General features: G+C 74.3%; 17 protein-coding genes and 1 pseudogene. 13 read left to right on the forward strand and 5 right to left on the reverse strand.

Going from position 1 to position 20,851, the window contains the following annotated elements:
- Positions 1 to 111 precede the first annotated feature (111 nt).
- The 4 genes from ACFVFS_RS11815 (at position 112) to ACFVFS_RS11830 (ending at position 4,163) form a co-directional block, all read left to right on the forward strand.
- Positions 112 to 1,362, forward strand: coding sequence for an extracellular solute-binding protein (locus tag ACFVFS_RS11815; protein ID WP_380622861.1), 1,251 nt, complete (start codon positions 112 to 114; stop codon positions 1,360 to 1,362).
- Positions 1,334 to 2,272 carry a carbohydrate ABC transporter permease gene (locus tag ACFVFS_RS11820; protein ID WP_380622863.1) on the forward strand — a complete coding sequence of 313 codons (939 nt, stop codon included), beginning with the start codon at positions 1,334 to 1,336 and terminating at the stop codon, positions 2,270 to 2,272. Before ACFVFS_RS11815 ends, ACFVFS_RS11820 begins: the two co-directional genes overlap by 29 nt.
- Positions 2,269 to 3,087, forward strand: coding sequence for a carbohydrate ABC transporter permease (locus ACFVFS_RS11825; RefSeq protein WP_380622865.1), 819 nt, complete (start codon positions 2,269 to 2,271; stop codon positions 3,085 to 3,087). Before ACFVFS_RS11820 ends, ACFVFS_RS11825 begins: the two co-directional genes overlap by 4 nt.
- 89 nt (positions 3,088 to 3,176) lie before the next feature.
- The gene (locus ACFVFS_RS11830; protein WP_380622867.1) at positions 3,177 to 4,163 is read left to right on the forward strand and encodes a helix-turn-helix domain-containing protein; all 987 of its coding nucleotides are present in this window, start codon (positions 3,177 to 3,179) and stop codon (positions 4,161 to 4,163) included.
- Positions 4,164 to 4,196: 33 nt separating this feature from the next.
- On the opposite strand, the pseudogene ACFVFS_RS11835 reads toward ACFVFS_RS11830, so the two are convergent.
- Positions 4,197 to 4,781 (reverse strand): annotated as a pseudogene (locus tag ACFVFS_RS11835) (FAD-dependent oxidoreductase); the annotation flags it as partial.
- A 242-nt stretch (positions 4,782 to 5,023) separates the two neighbouring features.
- On the opposite strand from ACFVFS_RS11835, the gene ACFVFS_RS11840 reads away from it, so the two are divergent.
- A complete protein-coding gene (locus ACFVFS_RS11840) occupies positions 5,024 to 5,560 on the forward strand; it encodes a hypothetical protein (protein ID WP_380622869.1) in 537 nt (178 codons plus the stop codon).
- Positions 5,561 to 5,915: 355 nt separating this feature from the next.
- The gene (locus ACFVFS_RS11845; protein WP_380622871.1) at positions 5,916 to 6,923 is read left to right on the forward strand and encodes a class I SAM-dependent methyltransferase; all 1,008 of its coding nucleotides are present in this window, start codon (positions 5,916 to 5,918) and stop codon (positions 6,921 to 6,923) included.
- A gap of 24 nt (positions 6,924 to 6,947) precedes the next feature.
- On the opposite strand, the gene ACFVFS_RS11850 is transcribed toward ACFVFS_RS11845, so the two are convergent.
- The 3 genes from ACFVFS_RS11850 to ACFVFS_RS11860 all read right to left on the reverse strand — a co-directional run bounded on the left by ACFVFS_RS11850 (position 6,948) and on the right by ACFVFS_RS11860 (position 9,693).
- Positions 6,948 to 7,511, reverse strand: a complete 564-nt coding sequence (locus ACFVFS_RS11850) for an SMI1/KNR4 family protein (protein WP_380622873.1) — start codon at positions 7,509 to 7,511, stop codon at positions 6,948 to 6,950.
- A gap of 94 nt (positions 7,512 to 7,605) precedes the next feature.
- Positions 7,606 to 7,932: a putative quinol monooxygenase gene (locus ACFVFS_RS11855; RefSeq protein ID WP_380622875.1), complete on the reverse strand. Its 327-nt coding sequence runs from the start codon at positions 7,930 to 7,932 to the stop codon at positions 7,606 to 7,608.
- 198 nt (positions 7,933 to 8,130) lie between these two features.
- Entirely contained in the window at positions 8,131 to 9,693 is a 1,563-nt protein-coding gene (locus ACFVFS_RS11860; protein WP_380622877.1) for an IPT/TIG domain-containing protein, read from the reverse strand.
- A 216-nt stretch (positions 9,694 to 9,909) separates the two neighbouring features.
- Here ACFVFS_RS11860 and ACFVFS_RS11865 point away from each other — a divergent pair, with 216 nt between their 5' ends.
- Together ACFVFS_RS11865 and ACFVFS_RS11870 are read left to right on the forward strand one after the other, a co-directional pair.
- Entirely contained in the window at positions 9,910 to 10,521 is a 612-nt protein-coding gene (locus ACFVFS_RS11865) for a hypothetical protein (protein WP_380622879.1), read from the forward strand.
- 159 nt (positions 10,522 to 10,680) lie between these two features.
- The gene (locus ACFVFS_RS11870; protein WP_380622881.1) at positions 10,681 to 14,232 is read left to right on the forward strand and encodes a hydantoinase B/oxoprolinase family protein; all 3,552 of its coding nucleotides are present in this window, start codon (positions 10,681 to 10,683) and stop codon (positions 14,230 to 14,232) included.
- Between the two features lie 505 nt (positions 14,233 to 14,737).
- Here ACFVFS_RS11870 and ACFVFS_RS11875 read toward each other — a convergent pair.
- A complete protein-coding gene (locus ACFVFS_RS11875) occupies positions 14,738 to 15,343 on the reverse strand; it encodes a hypothetical protein (RefSeq protein ID WP_380622883.1) in 606 nt (201 codons plus the stop codon).
- A 259-nt stretch (positions 15,344 to 15,602) separates the two neighbouring features.
- Between ACFVFS_RS11875 and ACFVFS_RS11880 the strand changes: the two genes are divergently transcribed.
- The 5 genes from ACFVFS_RS11880 (at position 15,603) to ACFVFS_RS11900 (ending at position 20,614) form a co-directional block, all read left to right on the forward strand.
- Positions 15,603 to 16,478: a universal stress protein gene (locus ACFVFS_RS11880; protein ID WP_380622885.1), complete on the forward strand. Its 876-nt coding sequence runs from the start codon at positions 15,603 to 15,605 to the stop codon at positions 16,476 to 16,478.
- A gap of 101 nt (positions 16,479 to 16,579) precedes the next feature.
- On the forward strand, positions 16,580 to 17,113 hold the full coding sequence (locus tag ACFVFS_RS11885) for a flavodoxin family protein (RefSeq protein WP_380622887.1): 534 nt from the start codon (positions 16,580 to 16,582) through the stop codon (positions 17,111 to 17,113).
- Positions 17,114 to 17,297: 184 nt separating this feature from the next.
- On the forward strand, positions 17,298 to 18,089 hold the full coding sequence (locus ACFVFS_RS11890) for a 3-hydroxybutyrate dehydrogenase (RefSeq protein ID WP_380622889.1): 792 nt from the start codon (positions 17,298 to 17,300) through the stop codon (positions 18,087 to 18,089).
- A gap of 204 nt (positions 18,090 to 18,293) precedes the next feature.
- Positions 18,294 to 19,574, forward strand: coding sequence for an esterase/lipase family protein (locus tag ACFVFS_RS11895; protein ID WP_380622891.1), 1,281 nt, complete (start codon positions 18,294 to 18,296; stop codon positions 19,572 to 19,574).
- An 11-nt stretch (positions 19,575 to 19,585) separates the two neighbouring features.
- Positions 19,586 to 20,614, forward strand: a complete 1,029-nt coding sequence (locus ACFVFS_RS11900; protein WP_380622893.1) for an alpha/beta fold hydrolase — start codon at positions 19,586 to 19,588, stop codon at positions 20,612 to 20,614.
- The last annotated feature ends 237 nt before the right edge of the window (positions 20,615 to 20,851 follow it).

Consider the following 20,851-nt stretch of genomic DNA (forward strand, 5'->3'; position numbering starts at 1 on the left):
ATGGCGTTCGAACGGAAGGGTCCGGTTGGGCCGTTTTGACGGCTCCGCTCTTCCCGCCCCCGCGCGTGACCGACCCCGGTCACCCCCTCACCCCTCGAAGGCACCAGCATGATGTCACCGGCCAGATCGTCGGTGCGGCGGATCGCCGCCCTCCTGACCGGAACCAGCATCCTGGTGCCTGCCCTCGCCGGGTGCGGTGACGGCACCGGCGCCCGGTCCGCCGAGGGCGAGGTCACCTCGATCACCGCGCTCGACTACTACACCGACGCGACCGAGCACGCCCAGTGGGGCGAACTGCTCGACGCGTGCGGCCGGACCGCCGGGGTGAAGGTCGAGCAGACCAGCGTCCCGGGGGCGGCCCTCGTCCCCAAGGTCCTCCAGCAGGCCTCCTCGCGGACCCTGCCCGATCTGCTGATGCTGGACAACCCCGACCTGCAGCAGATCGCCCGGACCGGCGCGCTGGCCCCGCTGGACGGGTTCGGCATCGACGCCGACGGGTTCGCCGAGGGCATCCGGTCGGCGGGCAGCTACCAGGGGAAGGTGTACGGACTGGCCCCCAACGTCAGCACCGTCGCCCTGATCTACAACAAGGACATGCTCGCCGAGGCCGGTGTCACCGTGCCGAGGACCTGGGAGGAGCTGAAGGCGGCGGCCGCCGCGCTGACCCGCCCCGGACGCTACGGCATGGCGGTCGACGCGAACGCCACCTTCGAGGGCACCTGGCAGTTCCTTCCCTTCCTGTGGTCCAACGGCGGCGACGAGCGGCGGCTGGACACCCCCGAGGCCGCCGAGGCGCTCCGGCTCTGGGTCGACCTGGTGAACAGCGGGTCGATGTCGAAGTCCGTGCTGAACTGGACGCAGGCCGACCTGCACGACCAGTTCACCGCCGGCAAGACCGCCATGATGATCAACGGCCCGTGGCGGATCCCGGCCCTGAACCAGCAGGCGGGTCTGAACTGGGACGTGGCCCCCGTGCCCGTCCCGCGGCTGGGGCAGACCCCGGTCACCCCGCTCGGCGGCGAGGTGTGGACGGTTCCCAAGGGCCCGTCGAAGGCCCGGCAGGAGAAGGCCGCCCAGGTCCTCGCCTGCCTGAACACCTCGTCGAGCATGCTCACCCTGGCCGAGGACCACTTCACCGTGCCCTCCCGCACCGCGGTGGCCGCCCAGTACGCCGCGCAGACCCCGTCGATGGCCGCCTTCGCCAAGAGCGTGGAAGCGGCGCGCGCCCGGACCGCCGAGCTGGGCGTCGAGTGGCCCGCCGCCGCGACGGCGATCTACACCGCGGTCCAGTCCGCGCTGACCGGCGAGCGGACCCCGGAGGAAGCCCTCAGGCATGCGCAGCAGCTCGCGACCGGCCACTGACCGCTTCCCCGCGCGGTTCGGGGAGCGGGCGGCGCAATGGATGTTCATCGCGCCGGCCGCGGCCTACCTGGTGCTGTTCTTCGGCGGTCCGCTCGTCAGGAACATCGCGATGAGCTTCCAGCAGTACACCGTCACGAGCTTCCACACGGGTGAGGCGCCGTTCGTCGGACTGCGGAACTACGCGGGGGTGCTCTCCTCGCAGCTGTTCCCCGGGACCCTGCTGACCACGGTCCTGTTCACCGTCGGCTCGGTCCTGGGGCAGTTCGTGCTCGGCCTGGCCCTCGCCCTGTACTTCCGGCGCCGCTTCCCGCTCAACGGCGTGCTGCGCTCGCTCCTGCTGCTGCCGTGGCTGCTGCCGCTGGTCGCCTCGGGCACCGTCTGGCGGTGGATGCTCGACCCCGACACCGGAGTCGTCAACACGGTGCTGCGCGGCCTGCACCTCTCGGCCTCCGGCGTCCCGTGGCTCACCGGCACCTCCCAGGCGCTGGTGTCGGTGATCCTCGTCAACATCTGGGTCGGCGTCCCGTTCGCCACCGCGCTCCTGTACGGCGGTCTGCAGGAGATCCCCACCCAGCTGTACGAGGCTGCGAAGCTGGACGGCGCCGGGCCGGCGGCCTCGTTCCGCCACATCACCTGGCCGCTGCTGAAGCCCGTGGTGAGCGTCGTCCTGGTGCTGGGCACGGTCTACACGCTCAAGGTGCTGGACATCATCCTGGTGGTGACCGGCGGTGGACCCGCCAACGCCACGGAGACCCTCGCCACCCAGTCCTACGAACTGTCCTTCCGACAGTTCGACTTCGGCCGCGGTGCCGCGATGAGCAACCTGCTCGTGGCGCTGTCGTTCGTGTTCGCCCTCGTCCACCTGCGGGTGGGCCGACGCGCCCGGACCGCCCCGGAGGGGGCCCGGTGAAGCGCGCGCCCGGCCGTCGCGGATGGCTGTCCACCCTCGTCGGAACCGCGCTGCTCGCGCTGATGCTCTTCCCCGTCTACTGGATGGTGAACGCCTCCCTCCAGCCGGCCGGCAACACCCTCACCGGCGGGTGGTTCCCGCTCCACCCCGACTTCGGCGGATACGCCACCGCGCTGCACGACCAGGGACCCAACCTCGTCACCAGCCTCGTCGTCTCCCTCGGCAGCGTGGCGCTCAGCCTCGTGCTCGCCGCTCCGGCGGCCTACGGCCTGGCCCGGTTCCGGCTGCGCGGAACGCGGCTCGTACTGCTCGGCGTCCTGGTCACCCAGATGGTGCCGGGCATCGTCGTGGCCAACGCGCTCTACGACGCCTACAACGACCTGGGACTCCTGAACTCCCGCCTCGGGCTGGTCCTCGCCGACTCCACCGCGGGGATCCCCTTCTCGATCCTCGTCCTGCACGCGTTCATGCGGAGCATCCCCGGGGAGATCATCGAGGCCGCGCGCGTGGACGGCGCCGGCCCGCTGCGGGTCCTCCGCTCCGTGGTGCTCCCGCTGAGCAGGAACGCCCTGATCACGGCCGCCGTCTTCACCTTCCTCTTCGCCTGGGGCGACTTCCTCTTCGCCCTGACCCTGACCACCTCGGACACCGTCCGGCCGATCACCCTGGGCGTCTACCAGTACCTCGGCGCCCACACCGACCAGTGGAACGCCGTCATGGCCACCGCGGTCATGGCCTCCGTCCCCGCCGCCGTGCTGCTCGTCCTCGCCCAGCGCCACCTCGCCGCCGCCGCCACCGACGGGGCCCTCAAGTGAGGGATCTAGTAGGTTCACGCGATGTCCCGCCGCCGACCGACTGGCAGGGTGGTGTCCCGGAAGGCACACCAGCGGCAGGAAGGGAGTCCATGGCACCCGGCGTTCAGGATGTCAAGGAGGGGAGTGCGGCCCTCTCCACCGCGCCCCTGGCCGCCTCCGACCGGGCGGAGGTCTGGCACGAGGCGGTGGCCCGCACCTTCATGCCGATGACGGTGCGCTTCCTGGAGGAGGTGCCGTCCCCCGGCACGATCGTCAGCCACCAGCTGGGCCCGGTGCGGATATCGCGGATCGAGGCGGGGCCCCAGATGGTCACGCGCGGCACGCGCATGATCGCCGCCGGCGGGCCCCCGTCGCTCATCCTGAGCCTCCAGGAGCGCGGCACCTCGCTCAAGGAACAGGACGGGCGGGAGTCGCTCATCCGGCCGGGCGAATTCTCCTTCACCGACTCGTCCCGCGTCTTCCGGAAGAAGATCGACGAGGGCTTCGCCTTCACCTCCTTCCACTTCCCCCGCGCGGAGCTGGACGTGTCGGAGAGGGCCCTGCGGGGCCTGACCGCGACGGCGTTCAGCCGCGACGAGGGCAGCGCCGCGCTCCTGGCGACCTATCTGACGCAGATGGCGCGCGAGGCGGAGCGGTTGGACGAGGGCGTCGGACGCCGGGCCGCGGCGACGGCGCTCGACCTGCTGGCACTGCTCGTCGACGACCGGAACGGGCAGTCACGCCCGCAGGAATCGCAGAGCGCGGCCTCGTTGGAGCGGGTCAAGGACTACATCCTGCGGAACCTCCGCGATCCCGACCTCTCGCCGTCCAGGATCGCCGAGGCGAACTACATGTCGCTCCGCTTCCTCCACAAGCTGTTCCAGCAGGAGGGCGTCACCCTCGGTACCTGGATCCGCACCCAGCGGCTGGAGCGCTGCAGCCGGGACCTCCTTCGTCCGATGGCCGAGGATCTCGGGGTGGCGGGGATCGCCCGGCGGTGGGGCTTCGCCAACTCCAGCCACTTCAGCCGCACCTTCCGCGAGGCGTACGGCGTGTCCCCGAGGGACTGGCAGGTCGGCGTCAGGCCGACGGACTGACGCGCTCCCCCGCCTCCCCGCCCCCGGCGGCGGTCAGCGTTGGAAGAACGCGAGCATCACCCGAGCGGCGTCCGGCGAGGCCAGGACGTCCTGGATCCGCGCGGACTGCCGGGCGGCAGCACCGGTGCGCTCGGCCATCTCGTGCTCGTACTCCCGCACGGCGGCGGGGACGTCGTCCCGATGCGCGGCCAGGGCGAGGCCGAGCAGGGCGCCGTCGAGCAGCGCCATGTTGGCTCCCTGCCCCACCGGCGGCATCAGGTGCGCCGCATCGCCGAGCAGCGTGACGTCCCGCGCCGACGGCCAGGTCAGGCCGACCGGCAGTGCGGTGATCGGCCGCGGCACGACCGTGTCCTCGCACGCCTCGATCAGGGCGAGGAACCGCGGGTGCCAGCCGGCGAAGAGGTCGAGCAGTCGCGCCCGGGCGGCCGCCGGGTCGTCGAACGGAATCCCGCTCCCGGCGAACCAGTCCTCGTCGGTGCGGTAGAAGCTGAGGTAGACGCGGACCCGGCCGTCGCCGTTCCGCTGGGCGGCCAGGGACAGTCCGTCGCCGAGCACCCAGTAGTTGCCGCGCCCGACCATCGCCGCGAGGTCGGGGCATGTCCGGTCGATATCCGGAATGCTGGCCGCGGTCGTCCGCGACGGCCCCCACCCGGACGCCGACCGGACCTTCCGGATCGGCCTCGACTTCCTCCTCGACGGCATCGAGGCACGCCTCCCGCGCTGACGCCGGGCCCGCCCCGCACGGGCGGGCCGGGGCGCGGCGGGTCGGCAGGCATCGTGGCCGAACGACCGCGCCCCTGGCCCCGGTTGCCCCTGACGCGTCGTGCTAGCGTCCCCGGTCGAGGGGGAGGGTGATCGGCATGGGGAGATCCGTACGGTGGGTGGGGCCCGCGGTGGCCACCACGCTGACCGCCGCGCTGGCGGTCGCGGGGGTGGCCGGCTACCGGTGGCTCTCCGAGGGCAACGGGCACCCGTTCGGCGACGAACGCGCCTGCGCGGGAACCGATGTGCCGCTGGAACGGGCCCTGGAGGCCCGGGGCATCACGCTGCCCCCGGACGCGACGGACGTGCACTACACCGCCCGCGCCCACCCGGCGGACGGGGAGCCGAGGCTGGCCGTGGCGTTCCGGAGCACCCGGCAGGCGATGAGCACCCACCTGACCGCGAACGGCCTGGACGCCGGTCGGCTCACCCGCCTCGACGAGGGCCCGTTCGCGGTCGGCGACGTGTTCGACGTGCCGCCCGGGACGTGCGGGAACACGGGCCGGGCCCCGGCGGTCGCGATCCCCCAGGGTCCGACGCCGACCGGGACGGCCTACACCGTCGCGGTCGAGTTGGACGGCCACGCGATCCGGAGCACCACCGCGGTCCTCCTGACCGTCCCGTCGACCGGCTGACCCGCCCGCCGGGCGCAGCCGGACGGCGAGGCGTCGGGAGGTCGCGACCTCAGGGCGTCCGGGCCGGGGCTCCCAAGCGGTGGCCGTTCGCCGGACTCGGTCGGCGGCGGGCGGCGCGCGTGGTGAGCCGGAGGCCCTGCCGCGCCGCGCACGGACAGCGCCCTCCTAGCGGAGCGCCCGGAGGGCCCGGAGCGCCTCGCGGACCGCGCGCCCGCCGCCCCGGTGCTCGGCGGCGAGGTCGCGCCGCGAGGCACGGCCCTCCCCCTCCCCCATGACATGCGGACCCGTAGTCACACGATTACGCTCGCATACGAATCGTCGGCAACCGCCAAGGTCCCACGAGGGAGACAGAACCGTGTCCGAGACGACGACCTACCTTCCCGGGCTGTCCGTGGAGCGGTACCTGGCCGAGGTGGAGGCCCGCCACCCGCGCCTGCGGGAACTGCTCGATCCGGAGCGGTTCGGCTGCGGGGCCACGATGAACCGGCTCTGCGCGCTGACGAACGAGTTCGACTCCGACGCCTCCGGCCGGGGCGGCACCTACCGGCGCGCCCACCGCGATCCGCTGGTGCGCTGGACCGGGGCCCAGCAGTTGCTGCGGCTGGCCGCTCCGACCACGCGCGGCCCGGAGGTCCTGGTCCTGGACGTGCTGGGCGGCGACGGCCTCCTCGCCCGGGTCGCGCACCTCCGCCCGGACCAGCTGCCGGACGGCCTGACGGTGCTCACCGGGGACATCTCCGGCCCGATGGTCGCCGCGGCGCTCGCCCACGGCCTGCCCGCCGTACGCCAGGCCGCCGACCAGCTGCTGCTGGCCGACCGGACCGTCGACGCGGTGCTCCTCGCGTACGGCACCCACCACATCCCCGTCGCGGAGCGCCCGCGGGCGGTCGCCGAGGCCGTCCGGGTGGTGCGGCCGGGGGGCCGGGTGGTCCTGCACGACTTCGACCCGGCCAGCCCGATGGCCGTCTTCTTCGGCACCGTCGTCGACCGGTACGGCGCCGTGCCGCACGACTACCCGCACTTCGGCCGGGACCGGCTCTGGGACCTGTTCGCCGACCACCCGGTGCAGACCCGCCTGCTCGACCTCTACGACCCGGTCACCCTGCGGGCCCCCTCACCCGACCTGGCGCGCGCCGCGGCGGTGGCCTACTTCGCCGACAGCTACGGCCTGACCGCGCACTTCGCCGCGCTCGGCCCGGACCGCGCCTGGGACCTGCTCAGTGAGAGCTTCGACCACAGCGACTACCCGCAACTGCCCGCCGGCCGGCCCTCCCGGCCGACGGTGCGGCCGGCGGAGGGCGGCTGGGCCGCCGAGATCCCCCGGGTGGCCCTGGTGGCGGTCGCCGAGACGCCCCGGAGCTGACGCGGGCGGAACCGCCCGGCTCCCTCACGCGCCCGCGTCGAACCACGGCCGGCCGGCGGCCCAGTGCTCCAGCCACCCCGCGAAGCCCGGTGCGGCCGTCGTGAAGCCGAACTCCGCACCGAACGGCATCGCGCCCTCGCCACTGATGTTCCAGACGTGCCCGCGGTGCGGCCCCGTGACGACGAGGTGCCAGTCCATACCGCAGCCGTCGGTTCCCAGCACGATCGATCCGTGGTCGCGGACCTGCGCGATGATCGGGTCGATCTCCTCGGAGGGCCTGGAGTCCTCCTCCCACAGCCACATCGAGGTCAGCGGGAAGGGCCGGCCCGGGTCGCGCTCCGCACGGTCACCGCCCCAGTCGTCGGGCGGTTCGGCCAGCCGCAGGAGCCCGTGGGCCGGCGGCCCGGCGGGCGAGCCGTCCGCGACCTCCGCGACGACCGTGCGGTACGGCTCGGGCAGGACGACGCCGTGCTCCGCCTCGAAGGCACGCACACCGGCCCAGCCCAGCGCCGACCCGCCGTCACCATCGGCGCCGAGGGCCGCGCGAATCACCGCAAGATCGCCGGGGTCGGCGTACTCCGTGTCCATGGCCCATGGATACCACCCGGCTCCGACAGCGCCGCGCGGACCGGAGCGGCCGACCGGTCCGTGGACCGGTCGGCCGCTCCCCGCGGACCGGGCGTCACCGGGGGGTGATCTCGCCCATCTCGCCCCAGCCGTCCATGCCGGGGATGTCGATCGAGACGATCCGCGGCTTGGACGCCACCGCGTAGGACAGGTCGTCCATGGCCTTGACGAAGTGTGCGGACTCCACGTGCTCCTTGCCCGCGTCACCGTCCCGGAACGCCTCGACCAGGACGAACTCGTGGGGGTCGTCGACGCTGCGGGACCACTCGAAGAAGAGGTTGCCGGGCTCGTCGCGGGTGGCCCGGGTGAAGTCGTCAACGAGGTCGAGCCAGTCGTCGGCGCGCTCGGGGCGGACGGCGAACTTGACCGTGATGAAGATCATGGGGACTTCCTTTCCGTTCCACGTTCACACGTGGAGGGACGCGTGGATAGCTGGTCGACCAGCGAGTACGAGGATCATCGTCGCAGGTCAGACCATTGGTCCGCGACACGGGAGGGGACCGGCGCCCCCCCAGCGGCGGCGGCCCGGGAGCGCCTGCGGCGGCACCCCGCGCGAGGAGGAGGCCCGGAGGTCCCCGGCTCAGGTCCCCGTGTAGGTGAACTCGTCGGCCGGGCCGGTGGCGGACGCGATGTCGCCGACCGTCACGGTGATGTCCACCGTCCGGCTGTCGTCGACCTGCAGGGGGGCGACGGCGGTGAGCTCGGTGTCCGAGATCCGGACGACGGTCTTGGACGCCACGTCCTTGAAGTTCACGCCGGCGCCCTCGGGGAAGCCCGAGCCGGTGATGGTGACCGTGGTCCTCCTCGCCGGCCCGCTGGTCGGCGCGACGCCGGTGACCACCAGCGGGGCCGGCCCGCCGTAGGCGAACTGCGCCGGCGGAACGACCGGCGACGTGCCGCGGCAGTTGGTGACCCTGACGTCCACGATGCCGACGCCGTCCGGCACCGTGGCGGCGATCCGGGCGCCGCCCGGGGCGATGAGCGGGTCACGGCACGGAACGGGGCCGAAGTCGAGGACGCTCCCCTCCGTGAAGCCGTACCCCTCGACGACGACCGTGGAGCCGCTCGCGCCGGAGGTGGGGCTGATGCCGGTCACGATCGGTCCCGGAGAGAGCAGCGAGGCCCCGAGCAGACCGAGGTAGGTGTTGTCGGCGTGCTGATAGGCGACCTGCCCCATGAAGTCCGCCAGCGTGCGGTTGACCAGCTCCGGGTCGTGGTCGCCGTAGTCGCCGTCCGTCGGCCACTGCGTGTACACGCCCGGCTGCACGTAGGCCCTGCCCTTCGGGAGCCCGTTCAGGACGTCGAACAGGTGGTGCACGGTGCTGTTGCCCGCCGGGCCGGGTGACGGGTACCACTTGTCGCGGTTCACCTCCAGCAGGCTGTTCCAGGCCAGCGGCACGGCGTCCCAGGCGTTGACGTGGTGGTTGTTCCCGAGCCACGGCAGCCCGTCGAGGTACGTCGCGAAGCTCTGCAGCCCGGCGGTCGGGGCCGCGAAGGTCTCCAGTGCGAACTGCGGGACGTTGGTCCAGCTCTGCGCCAGCGTGTACAGGTACGGGGCGAGCATGGTGGCGACGCAGCCGCCCAGGCTGTGACCGGTCACGTACACGGTCGGCCGCGGGTTCGCGGGCGCCTCCTGGACCAGGTCGGCGAGCGCCTGCGCCAGTGTGGCGCCCTGGCGGGCGAACGCCTCCTCCGGGACCGGCGGACCGGGCACGTCCCCCGGCGGCGGCGGGATCGAGACCACGGTGGCGACCTGGGTGAACGCCGCCATGGCTCCCTTGGAGACGGCGACCGGCGTCGGCGAACCGCTCGCGGTGAAGGGGACCACGGTGCCGACGTCGAAGTCCTCCAGGATGTCGGTCATGCTGCCGACCGTCCCGCGCGCCACCACGGCGAACCGGTTGGAGCCGTCGATGGACTTGGCGATGTACGCCATGTTGGCGTCGTCCGGGCTCAGCGCGATCCAGACGAGCCGCCAGCCGGCCTGGGTCGCCAGCCAGAGGGCGCGCAGCTGCTCCGAGATTCCGGCGGCCACCCGCCACGTCTGCGCGTCCCGGGTCTCCCCCGACGGCCGCGGGGTCGCCGAGGTGGCCGCGAGCGCGGACAGCGTCATGCAGACCTGGGCCGGGGTCGAGTTGGCCATGATCACTCCTGGGGTGTGGATCCGGCCCCCCGGGGGCGGCTTCCGCCGGCCCACGGGGTGGAGCCGGGCAGCCGCGACCGGCTCCCCGGGCGGGCGGGCCGGTCACCCCACCGATTCTCCGCGCGCGTACCGCCCGGCGCAGCACGGACGGCCCTCCGCCCTGCGCGGCCGGTGGCGGCGGGGCGAGACTGGTCGAGGGGGAGGCGGGAGTGTGCGATGTCCGATGGCGTGGAAGCCGGTTGTCGCGTGCTCGTGGAGGAGCTGGCCGGGCTGGTGCGGCTGGCGCACACCGCCCTGGACGGGGTGACTGCCGTGCTGGTGGAGCCGGACGGGGGCGGTGACGGGATCGCGGTCGCGGAGAAGGCCCTGGGCGAGCTGCTGGCCCGGGTCGAGGAGGACGCCGCCGCGATGCCCGGCGGGCGGGCCGGGGTCGTCGTGGGCGTCCACGTGGGGTGCGAGGTGGAGGCGCTCGCGCGGCTGGCCGAGCGGCTGCTGGAGGCGGCGTGGGCACGCCAGGAGCGGGCGCCCTTCGACGAGCGGCTGCGGTCCCCGCTGCGCGGGCTCGCCGGTGCGGCGCTGGACCTGGTCGCGCGGTCCGCCGACGCCCTGCGCTCGGGGACGGCCGAGGAGGTCGCGGACGTGCTCAGCGCGTCGCACGAGGTCGGACAGCGGCAGCGGCTGCTGTACGGGCTGCTGCTCCGCGAGCGGGAGGCCGATCCCGTGGAGGTCACCGACCTGGTCCTGCTGGCCTGCTGCTACCAGCAGTGCGCCGACCGGGCCGGGGCGATCGCGCGCCACGCCGTGCTGTTCGCGCATCCCGGGCGCTGAGGCGGGGCGGCGCCCCCGGCACGCGCGGCGCCCCCGCCGTTCGGACCGCCCCGATTCCTCCGGGATGTTCCGTTTGCCCGGTCGGTTCGCCCGGCCGGATACTCGTGCCCGGGGCCACTCGCGCACGGAACGCCGCACGGCGGGCGGAGGGAGCCGGTCATGGCAGCCAGGGGCTGGCGGTTCTGGGTGGACCGGGGCGGAACGTTCACCGACGTGGTCGCGCTGGCCCCGGACGGCCGCCTGCTCACCCACAAGCTGCTCTCGCACGACCCGGTGCTCGACCGCGACCCCGCGGTGGCCGGGATCCGGGCCCTCCTGCCGCCCGGGGCGGAGATCGACTCGGTCCGGATGGGCACCACGGTGGCCACCAACGCCCTGCTGGAGCGCACCGGCGAGCCGACCGTCCTGGTCATCACCCGCGGCTTCGCGGACGCGCTGAGGATCGGCTACCAGAACCGGCCCGAGATCTTCGCCCGCGAGATCGTCCTGCCCGCACCGCTGTACAGCCGTGTGGTCGAGGTGGACGAGCGGATCGACGCCGACGGCCGGGTGCTCCGCCCGCCCGACCTCGACCGGCTCGCGGACGGGCTTCGCGACTGCCTGCGCGACGGTGTCCGGTCCGTCGCCGTGGTCTGCCTGCACAGCTATCTGCACCCCGCCCACGAGCGGGCGATCGGCCGGCTCGCCGAGCGGCTCGGCTTCGACCAGGTGTCGCTCTCCAGCGAGGCCAGCCCACTGATGAAACTGGTGCCGCGCGGGGACACCGCGGTGGTCGACGCCTACCTCGACCCCGGGCTGCGCCGCTACGTCCGCCAGGTGGCCGACCAACTGACCGGCGTCCGGCTGATGTTCATGCAGTCCAACGGCGGCCTTGCCGAGGCCGGCCATTTCCGCGGCAAGGACGCGATCCTCTCCGGCCCGGCCGGCGGCATCATCGGCATGGTGCGGATGTCGGAACTCGCCGGCCACGGACGGGTGATCGGCTTCGACATGGGCGGCACCTCCACCGACGTCTCGCACTTCGCGGGCGAGTACGAGCGGGTGGTGACCACCCAGGTCGCCGGGGTGCGGCTGCGGGCCCCGATGCTGGCGATCCACACCGTCGCGGCGGGCGGCGGCTCGGTGCTCCGCTTCGACGGTCAACGCCTGCGGGTCGGACCGGACTCGGCCGGCGCCAACCCCGGCCCTGCCTGCTACCGCAACGGCGGACCGCTGACGGTCACCGACGCCAATCTGCTGCTCGGCCGCATCCAGGCCGAACGCTTCCCCCGGGTCTTCGGACCGGAGGGCGACCGGCCGGTCGACCGCGGGCTGACCGAACGCCGGTTCGCCGAACTGGCCGGGGAGATCGGCGACCGGACCGCCGAGGAGGCGGCCGACGGATTCCTGCGGATCGCGGTCGGCAACATCGCCAACGCGATCAAGCGGATCTCCGTCCAGCAGGGCCACGACGTCACCCGGTACACCCTGACCACCTTCGGCGGCGCGGGCGGCCAGGTCGCCTGCCCGGTGGCCGAGGCCCTGGGCATCCGCACCGTGCTGGTTCCGCCGATGGCCGGAGTGCTGTCCGCCCTCGGCATCGGCCTGGCCGACACCACCGTCCTGCGCGAGCGGGCCGTCGAACGCCCGCTGGCCGAGGAGGAGATGGGCGCCGTACGGGACCTCGCGGAGGAACTGGGGCGGGCGGCCGTCGACGAGCTGCTCGACCAGGGCGTCCCCCGGGAGCGGATCCGGCTGGCCCACCGGGTGCGGCTGCGCTACCAGGGCACCGACAGCACCATCGGCGTCCCGCTGGGCGAACCGGCCGGCATGCGGGCCGACTTCGAGGAGCGGCACCGGGCCACCTACTCCTTCCTGATGGACCGCCCGCTCACTATCGAGGCCCTGGCCGTCGAAGGCACCGGCCTGACCGAACAGCCCGGGCTCGACACCCTCTCCCCCGCGGCCGCCCCGGCCGAACCCGCCACCGTCCGCCTGTACACCGGCGGGGCCCGGCGCGCGGTCCCGCTGCTGGAGCGCGAGTCGATGCGCGCGGGCGACACCGTCACCGGCCCGGCGGTGATCGCCGAGGCCAACGCCACCACCGTGGTGGACGCCGACTGGAGGGCGACCGTCACCGCCGCCGGGCACCTGCTGGTCGAGCAGGTCGGCGCCACCTCCGAGGAGGCCGTCCCGACCACCGCGGACCCGGTCCTGCTGGAGGTCTTCAACAACCTCTTCATGGCGATCGCCCAGCAGATGGGCGCCCGGCTGGAGTCCACCGCCCAGTCCGTCAACATCAAGGAGCGGCTGGACTTCTCCTGCGCGCTCTTCGACCCGGACGGCAACCTCGTCGCCAACGCCCCGCACATGCCGGTCCACCTCGGCTCGATGGGCACCACCGTCAAGGAGGTCCTCCGCCGGCGGGGCCCGCGGATGCGCCCGGGCGACGCCTACGCCGTCAACGACCCGTACCACGGCGGCACCCACCTGCCCGACCTCACCGTGGTCACCCCGGTCTTCGACCCGGCCGGCGAGCAGGTCCTGTTCTTCGTCGCCTCCCGCGGCCACCACGCCGAGATCGGCGGCACCTCCCCCGGCTCGATGCCCGCCGACAGCCGCGAGATCCACGAGGAGGGCGTGCTCTTCGACACCTGGCCGCTGGTCGTGGAGGGCCGGCTGCGGGAGGAGGAGACCCGCCGGCTGCTCACCGGGGCACCGCACCCGTCCCGCGCCCCCGACACCAACCTCGCCGACCTGCGCGCCCAGATCGCCGCCAACCGCAAGGGCGTCGACGAGGTCAACGCGATGATCGACCACTTCGGACTCGACGTCGTCCAGGCCTACATGCGGCACGTCCAGGACAACGCCGAACAGGCGGTGCGCCGCGCCGTCGACGGCCTCACCGACGGCTCCTACCGCTACGAGACCGACTCCGGCGCCGTGATCGCCGTCTCGGTGCGCGTCGACCGCCGGGACCGCAGCGCCACCATCGACTTCACCGGCACCTCGCCCCAGCTCCCCGGCAACCTCAACGCCCCGTCCGCCGTCGTCACCGCCGCCGTCCTGTACGTCTTCCGCACCCTGGTCGACGACGACATCCCCCTCAACGACGGCTGCCTGCGCCCGCTGCGGATCGTCGTCCCGCCCGGCTCGATGCTCGCCCCGGAGTACCCCGCCGCCGTCGCCGCCGGCAACGTCGAGACCTCACAGGCCATCGTCGGCGCGCTCTACGCCGCGCTCGGCGTCCAGGCCGAGGGCTCCGGCACGATGAACAACCTGACCTTCGGCAACGCGCAGCACCAGTACTACGAGACCATCGCCTCCGGCTCCGGCGCCGGCCCGGACTTCGACGGGGCGGACGCCGTCCAGACCCACATGACCAACTCCCGGCTCACCGACCCGGAGGTCCTGGAGTGGCGGTTCCCGGTCCTCGTCGAGGAGTTCGCCGTGCGCCCCGGCAGCGGCGGGGACGGGCGCCGGCACGGCGGCGACGGCGTGCTGCGGCGGCTGAGGTTCCGCGAGGCGATGACGGTCAGCCTCCTCTCCGGGCACCGCCGCGTCCCGCCGTACGGCCTCGACGGCGGCCGCCCCGGCGCCCTCGGCGCCAACCGCGTGCTGCGCTCCGACGGAACCGTGGAGGAGGTCCCCGGCTGCGGCAGCGCCGAGGTCGCGCCCGGAGACGCCGTGGAGATCCGCACCCCCGGCGGCGGCGGGTTCGGGGCACCGTGACGCCGGGCCTCCGGAGGCCTGGCCCGTGGAGGTCGGAGCCGTGAAGGTCGGAGCCGTGGAGGCCTCACCCGTGGATCCGGCGCTACACGGGCCCGGTCGCGTACGAGTGCCGCGCGCGGTGGGCGGCCGGGGTCCGGACGCCGGCGGCGCGGCGTGGCCGTCCCCTGACCGTCGAAAGGGTCACGGCCGTGCACGCCTCCCGCGACCCGGCGATCGTGACCTCCTCGGCCGCCTCCCCGTCGGCGGCTGCCCGTCGACGGCTGTCCGGTAGCCCGTCGCCCGGGCCGCAGGCCGCACGGACCTGCTCGCCGAGCACGCCCGACGGCTGGAGCCGGAGATGCGCCACCGGGGCCGCCCGGGCGTGGTGATCACGGTCGACCGGCGGGCGCCGCGGTGGCCTGCCCGAGGACGGCCGCGCGCCGGTGCGGGTCCGTTGCCGCGGCACGGCGGCCACCGTGCGCCCCGGCGAGGTGCGGATGTTCCGGCGCCGACCACCGGGCACGGCTCACCGCCGCTGGGTCCAGAGCGGTTCCACCCGCGCCCAGGCGGGGTCCCAGCTCCGCTCCGCCCGCCGGTCCAGGGCGCCGCGGCGCACCGTGTGGCCGAGGAACGCGAGGGAGGCGAGGCAGATCGCCGTGCCGACGCCGAACGCTCCGGCGTCCGCGAGGAGCGCCGCGCCGTCGCGGGGCCCGTCGGCCGGGACTCCGGCGTCGTCCAGGTGGATGGGGACCTCCGTTCCGGCCGGGGTACCGGCGGTCACCTCGATCTCGCCGGCGCCCGGACCCGCCGGCCAGGTCCACCGGGCGGGCGCGTGCGCCCTCGTGCTCCCCGGCCGGAAGTCGTCCGACGACGCGGGCCCGGCGGTCGTCGCCACGACGGCGTGCCGGTGGCGGGCCGTCTCCCGCTCGGCGCGGGTCTCGACGCGGAACACCAGTACGGAGACCGCCGCGCTCAGCGCGAGCAGGCCGGCGAGGACCAGCGGCAGGGCGAGCGCCAGGCGGCTGCGGGCCCGGTCGACCGGGCGGCACAGCGGGTTGCGGTCCCGGCCGGAGGCGCGGCGGAGCAGGACACGGAGCGGTGTGTGCGGGGCCGGGTGCTGCTGCGCGGTCATGGCGCACCTCCTCGGGGCGGGGCCTGCGGTCCGTCGGCTCCGCCCGAGTCTTCCGGCCCGGCGACGGCGGCCCCAGGGTCCGGCGGGCCCTTCGTCGGGGCCCTCCGGCCCTGCCGGACCCGGGTCGTCGGTGGTGCCATGGAGGTGCGGGGCACGATCGGGTGCCGGCGGCCCCCACGGCCACCGCTCACCGGGCAGCTTGCGCCTCGCACCTTGCACCGGCCGGGCCCGGTCCCGTACGCGAGAGGAGGAGGCCGCCATGAACGGACCCGTCGTCGTCGGTTTCGACGGCTCGCCCGAGAGCCTCGCCGCCACCGACTGGGCGGCCCGCGAGGCGCTGAGCCGCCGGCTGCCGCTGGAGCTGCTCCAGGCCTGGCCGTGGCCGAAGACCGATGTGCTCGGCACGGACGAGGCGATCAGCTGGAGCCGCCGGCGGCTGGCCGACCGGGAGGCCGCGCTGCGGGCGGAGCTCCCCGGGCTCGACGTGACGTCGGCCCACGTGCCCCGGGACCCGGTCGAGGTCCTGGAGTCGGCCGGGAGGACGGCCACCCTGCTGGTGCTCGGCTCCCGCGGCCTGGGCACCGTGCACGGCTTCCTCGTCGGCTCGGTGAGTCACCAGGTGCTGCGCCGGGCGGCGTGCCCCGTCGTCCTGGTGCGCGCCGCCACGGAGGAAGCACCCGGTACGAAGGGGGCACCCGGCGCGGAGGGCGGGGACGTGGTGGTGGGCGTCGACCTGCGGCACCCGTGCGACGAGCTGCTCGCCTTCGCCTTCGAGACCGCCCGCCTGCGTTCGGCGCCGCTGCGGATCGTCCACGGCTGGGAACCGCCGATCGGCAGCGAGTACATGACCACCACCGCGGTCGACGGCACGGCGCGCGACCTGTCGGCCGTGGACGGGGACCTCCTGAACGCCCTGCTGACGGAGTGGCGGAGCCGCTTCCCCACGGTCGCCGCGACGGCCGCGCTGGTGCACGGCGCGCCTGCGGACGCCCTGGTCGACGCCTCGGCGACGGCCGGGCTGGTGGCCGTGGGACGGCATCCGCGCCGGTGGCCGCTCGGCACCCACCTGGGCCCGGTGGCCCACGCCGCCGTCCACCACATCGGATGCCCCGTCGCCGTCGTCCCGCACGACTGAGTGCGGCGCGCCCGCGACGGGCCGAACGGCCTGCGCCCCGGCACCGGCCACCGGCCACCCCGGTGGTGACGGCCGGTGGGAACCGACGAGAGAAGGCAGCCATGCACACCGTGATCGTGTACGAGAGCCTGTACGGCAACACCCGCGAGATCGCCGAGGCCATCGCCGAGGGCGTCCACGGCGCCGACCCCGCCGCGTCCGTCGACTGCCTCCCGGTGGCCGAGGCCTCCGCCGAACGCACCGGGTCCGCGGACCTGCTGGTGGTCGGCGGTCCGACCCATCTGCGCGGCATGTCCTCCGGGATCAGCCGCCGGATGGCCGCCGCGGCGGAGGCGAGGAAGGAGGGCCGTGAGGAGGCCGCCCGGGAGGCCCGGGCGACCGCCGAGGGCGAGGGCCTGCGGACCTGGTTCCGCCACCTGCCCGACACCGGGCCCGGCACCCGGGCCGCCGCCTTCGACACCCGGGGCGCCGACGAGGGCAGCGGCGGCGCGGCGCCCGGGATCGCCCACCGCCTCGAACGCCACCACTACGCCGTCGTCGCCGAGCCCGAGGGCTTCGTCGTCGAAGGTCTCGACGGCCCGCTCCGCCCGGGCGAGCTGGACCGCGCCCGCGCCTGGGGCGCCGCCCTCGTCTAGCTCGGGCATGGCGCCTGCCGCCACCCGGCCGGACGCCGGGTGGCGGCGGGCGCCATGCCGGGGGTGTGCTCCGGCGGACCGGGTCGGGGCCGGGGCGCTGTGGTGGCGACCACCACCATCCGGTGCGCAACTGTGGTACCGGAGGACGTGTGCCCGACCTCGCCGGGTTCCTAGCGTGGCGGCCATGGAAAACATCGAGAGCACCGGCGGCCCGGCCGCCGCGCCGGCCGGCCGCTTCCTGACCGGGCGGAAGGTCCTGGTGACGGGCGCGGCGAGCGGCATCGGCCGGGCGTGCGCCACCGCCTTCGCCGAGGCGGGCGCGCACGTGTACGTCGTCGACCTGGCGGAGGAGGCCGCCGAGGCGGTCGCCGACGAGATCGGCGGCACGGCCCACGTCGTGGACCTGTCGGACGCGGAGGCGGTGGACGCCCTTCCGGACGACGCCGACGTCGTGGTGAACAACGCCGGGCTCCAGTACGTCGCGCCGATCCACGACTTCCCCGCCGAGCGCTTCGTGCTGATCCAGCGCGTGATGGTCGAGGCGCCGTTCCGGATCGTCCGGCGCACCCTGCCGCACATGTACGCGCGCGGATGGGGGCGCATCGTCAACATCTCCTCGGTGCACGGGCTGCGGGCGAGCGCCTTCAAGTCGGCGTACGTGACGGCCAAGCACGCCCTGGAGGGGTTCAGCAAGGTCGCCGCCCTGGAGGGCGCGCCGTACGGCGTGACCAGCAACTGCATCAACCCCGGGTACGTGCGCACGCCCCTGGTGGAGAACCAGATCGCCGGGCAGGCCGCCGCGCACGGCATCTCGGCCGACGAGGTGGTGGAGCGGATCATGCTCGACCGCACCGCGATCAAGCGGCTCATCGAGCCCGAGGAGGTCGCGCGGGCAGCGCTCTTCCTCTGCGGTCCGGACACCGGCTTCATCACCGGCGCGTCCATCCCGCTGGACGGGGGCTGGACCGCCCACTGACGGCCCACCGACCGGCCGCCGCCGCCCGCTTGCCCGGCCGGCGCCACCCCCGCGCCGGGCGGGCGTCGCCCGGGACCGCGTCCTGGCCAGGTGGCCGAGACCCATAGCGCGACGCCCGAGGTATGGGCCGCCGACATAGGGAGGACATTCCGGCCTTCATAGGGTGTCCCGCACTGGACCTCGGCGTGGAGGAGTGAACGCGGCATGTGGGGAAGCGGACCTGGTAGGCGGAGGGGCTTCGGCTGGCTGCTCGCGAGCGTGCTGGCACTGATCGGCGCGGTCGTCCCGGCGGGGACGGCCTCGGCGGCGATACCGTCCCATCTGACGCTGGAGGCGACGTACAACAGCGTCCCCAACGGCTGGGACCGCGTCGAGCGGTACCTCGACACCACCACCGGTTTCAAGCAGGAGCAGTACCCGCCGGACGGCCGCGGCAACCAGGACGGCCAGCGGCTCACCTACTTCGGCGGCGTCAAGCAGCCCTACTCCGGCCGCTTCCTGCTCTACTCGGCCCCGGGCTGGAACACCGGCGCGCACCAGGTCCCGGTGCTGCTGGTGCACGGCGCCAACGACAACCCGGACCGCGCCTGGGCCAACCCCGGCGAGTCCGGCGGCTACGGCTGCGGCGCCCTCTCCTGCCCGAGCACCGGTCTGATGCAGAACCTGGCCGGGCAGGGCTACCGGGTCTTCGCGGTCGGCTTCGCCCACAAGCAGGGCGACAACCTGATGCAGGCCCAGGCGGTCGGCGACGCCGTCGCGCTGATCCGCGCCAAGCTCGGCGTCCCCCAGGTGGACGTGGTGGGCTGGAGCAAGGGCGAGATGTCGGCGCGCTCCTACGTGTCCTCGGTCAAGCCCTCCTGGGGCCGCGCCTACGCGGGAGACGTGCGCAAGCTGATCACCATCGGCGGCCCGAACGGCGGCTACGACTACCCGTTCGCCCACGGCTGGGCGCACGACTTCTCGATCTGGCCGCAGTGCGGCGGCCAGATCAACGCCCCCGCGCCGCACCTGCGGATGACCTGTTACGGCACGTACACCGCACACCCGGAGTTCTCCTTCGCCCCCTCCGGCGGCTACGACGTCTACCCCGGGCAGCGGCAGATGCTGGCCCGCTGGGACTCGGTGTTCGGCATCGACCAGACCCAGCAGGACTGGTACACCACCTACCACGGCGGACAGGGCTTCTACACCGAGGGCGGCGGCATCCAGGCCGCGATCAACGCCGGCTCGCTGATCGCCCCGCTGCACCAGGCCGGGGTGCCCGCCTCGGTGACGACCTACCTGATGGCGGGCGGCACGCCCAGTGTCGTCGGCATCTTCAACGAGAACCGCGGCCCCAGCGACGGCGTGGTCTTCGTGGCCAGCGCCCTGGACACCACGGGCATCGCCACCGTCGGCGGCACCGCGCTGATCACCCTCGCCAACCACCTGCAACTCGGCTGGGACAGCGCGGCGAACGCGCAGGTCGCCGGCTGGCTGAACTGAGGAACCACCCGATGATCACCGATCGACCGATCACCACCGGCCGGCTGACCGTGAACCACGCCGAGATCGAGGGCCGCACGGGCGAGCCCGTGGTCCTGGTGCACGGCAACGTCTCCTCCGGCGTCTTCTGGCACCCGACGATGGCCGACCTGCCCGACCGCTACCGCCCGCTGGCACCCGACCTGCGCGGCTTCGGCGGCACCGAGCCGCTCCCGGTGGACGCCACCCGGGGCCTGCGCGACCACAGCGAGGACCTGCTCTCCTACCTCCGCGCGCTGGACCTCGGCCCGGTGCACCTGGTCGGCTGGAGCATGGGCGGCGGTGTGGCGCTGCAACTGCTGCGCGACCACCCCGAGGCGGTCCGCTCGCTCACCCTGGTCAACCCGGTCTCCCCGTACGGCTTCGGCGGCACCCACGGGGTGGACGGGAAGCTCAACTCGCCCGACGGCGCGGGCTCCGGCGCCGGCAGCGCGGCTCCCGAGTTCGTCCGGCTGCTGGGCGAGGGCGAGCTCGGCGCCGAGTCGCCGTTCGCGCCGCGTTCGGTGCTGGACACCGCCTACGTCAGCGCGCCGCTGGCCGAGCCGGACCGCTACGTGGCCGCCATGCTGACCACCCGGACCGGGGAGGACCACTACCCCGGCGACAGCCGCCCGAGCGACGCCTGGCCGGGCTCCGCGCCCGGCGGGCGCGGCGTCCTCAACTCCATGGCGCCGGTCCACTTCCGGATCGACGACCTGGAGCTGGTCGAGCCCAAGCCGCCGATCCTGTGGATCCGCGGGTCGGCCGATGTGATCGTCTCCGACACCTCGCTCTTCGACCTGGCCCACCTGGGCGCCATCGGCGCGATTCCGGGCTGGCCCGGCGCGGACACCTGCCCGGCGCAGCCGATGGTCGCGCAGACCCGCGCCGTCCTCGACCGCTACGCCGCCGCCGGCGGGCGGGTGCGCGAGGTGGTCGTCGAGGGCGCCGGGCACAGCGTGCACCTGGAGCGGCCGAAGGAGTTCCTGGCCGCGCTGGTGGAGACCCTCGACGGGGCCTGACCGCGGGACGGTCCGGCGATGGGCACCCGGAAGTCACCGGTGGTGACCGCCGGGTGCCCATCGGCGGCCGGACGATCAGCACCCCTCGGAGGCCGCGGACGCGCACGGGAGCGGCACCGGGGCTCCGGTGGCGGCGGCACCCGGAGGTCGCGGACCAGTGGAGCGGAAATGAACACGTGCCGATCAGGGAAGCCCACCACCCGCAGAGATCCCTGACAGCATGTCAAGTGTGCCGAC

Origin of the sequence: Kitasatospora sp. NPDC057692 (assembly GCF_042799475.1) — a bacterium.
Lineage (GTDB): Bacteria > Actinomycetota > Actinomycetes > Streptomycetales > Streptomycetaceae > Kitasatospora.

Bases quoted from the DNA above. Each gene is read 5' to 3' on its own strand.
- ACFVFS_RS11865 (WP_380622879.1), top strand. From the start codon at position 9,910: ATGTCCGATGGCGTGGAAGCCGGTTGTCGCGTGCTCGTGGAGGAGCTG.
- ACFVFS_RS11830 (WP_380622867.1), top strand. From the start codon at position 3,177: ATGGCACCCGGCGTTCAGGATGTCAAGGAGGGGAGTGCGGCCCTCTCC.
- ACFVFS_RS11885 (WP_380622887.1), top strand. From the start codon at position 16,580: ATGCACACCGTGATCGTGTACGAGAGCCTGTACGGCAACACCCGCGAG.
- ACFVFS_RS11870 (WP_380622881.1), top strand. From the start codon at position 10,681: ATGGCAGCCAGGGGCTGGCGGTTCTGGGTGGACCGGGGCGGAACGTTC.
- ACFVFS_RS11815 (WP_380622861.1), top strand. From the start codon at position 112: ATGTCACCGGCCAGATCGTCGGTGCGGCGGATCGCCGCCCTCCTGACC.
- ACFVFS_RS11860 (WP_380622877.1), bottom strand. From the start codon at position 9,693: ATGGCCAACTCGACCCCGGCCCAGGTCTGCATGACGCTGTCCGCGCTC.
- ACFVFS_RS11900 (WP_380622893.1), top strand. From the start codon at position 19,586: ATGATCACCGATCGACCGATCACCACCGGCCGGCTGACCGTGAACCAC.
- ACFVFS_RS11840 (WP_380622869.1), top strand. From the start codon at position 5,024: ATGGGGAGATCCGTACGGTGGGTGGGGCCCGCGGTGGCCACCACGCTG.
- ACFVFS_RS11855 (WP_380622875.1), bottom strand. From the start codon at position 7,932: ATGATCTTCATCACGGTCAAGTTCGCCGTCCGCCCCGAGCGCGCCGAC.
- ACFVFS_RS11895 (WP_380622891.1), top strand. From the start codon at position 18,294: ATGTGGGGAAGCGGACCTGGTAGGCGGAGGGGCTTCGGCTGGCTGCTC.
- ACFVFS_RS11820 (WP_380622863.1), top strand. From the start codon at position 1,334: ATGCGCAGCAGCTCGCGACCGGCCACTGACCGCTTCCCCGCGCGGTTC.
- ACFVFS_RS11875 (WP_380622883.1), bottom strand. From the start codon at position 15,343: ATGACCGCGCAGCAGCACCCGGCCCCGCACACACCGCTCCGTGTCCTG.
- ACFVFS_RS11890 (WP_380622889.1), top strand. From the start codon at position 17,298: ATGGAAAACATCGAGAGCACCGGCGGCCCGGCCGCCGCGCCGGCCGGC.
- ACFVFS_RS11850 (WP_380622873.1), bottom strand. From the start codon at position 7,511: ATGGACACGGAGTACGCCGACCCCGGCGATCTTGCGGTGATTCGCGCG.
- ACFVFS_RS11880 (WP_380622885.1), top strand. From the start codon at position 15,603: ATGAACGGACCCGTCGTCGTCGGTTTCGACGGCTCGCCCGAGAGCCTC.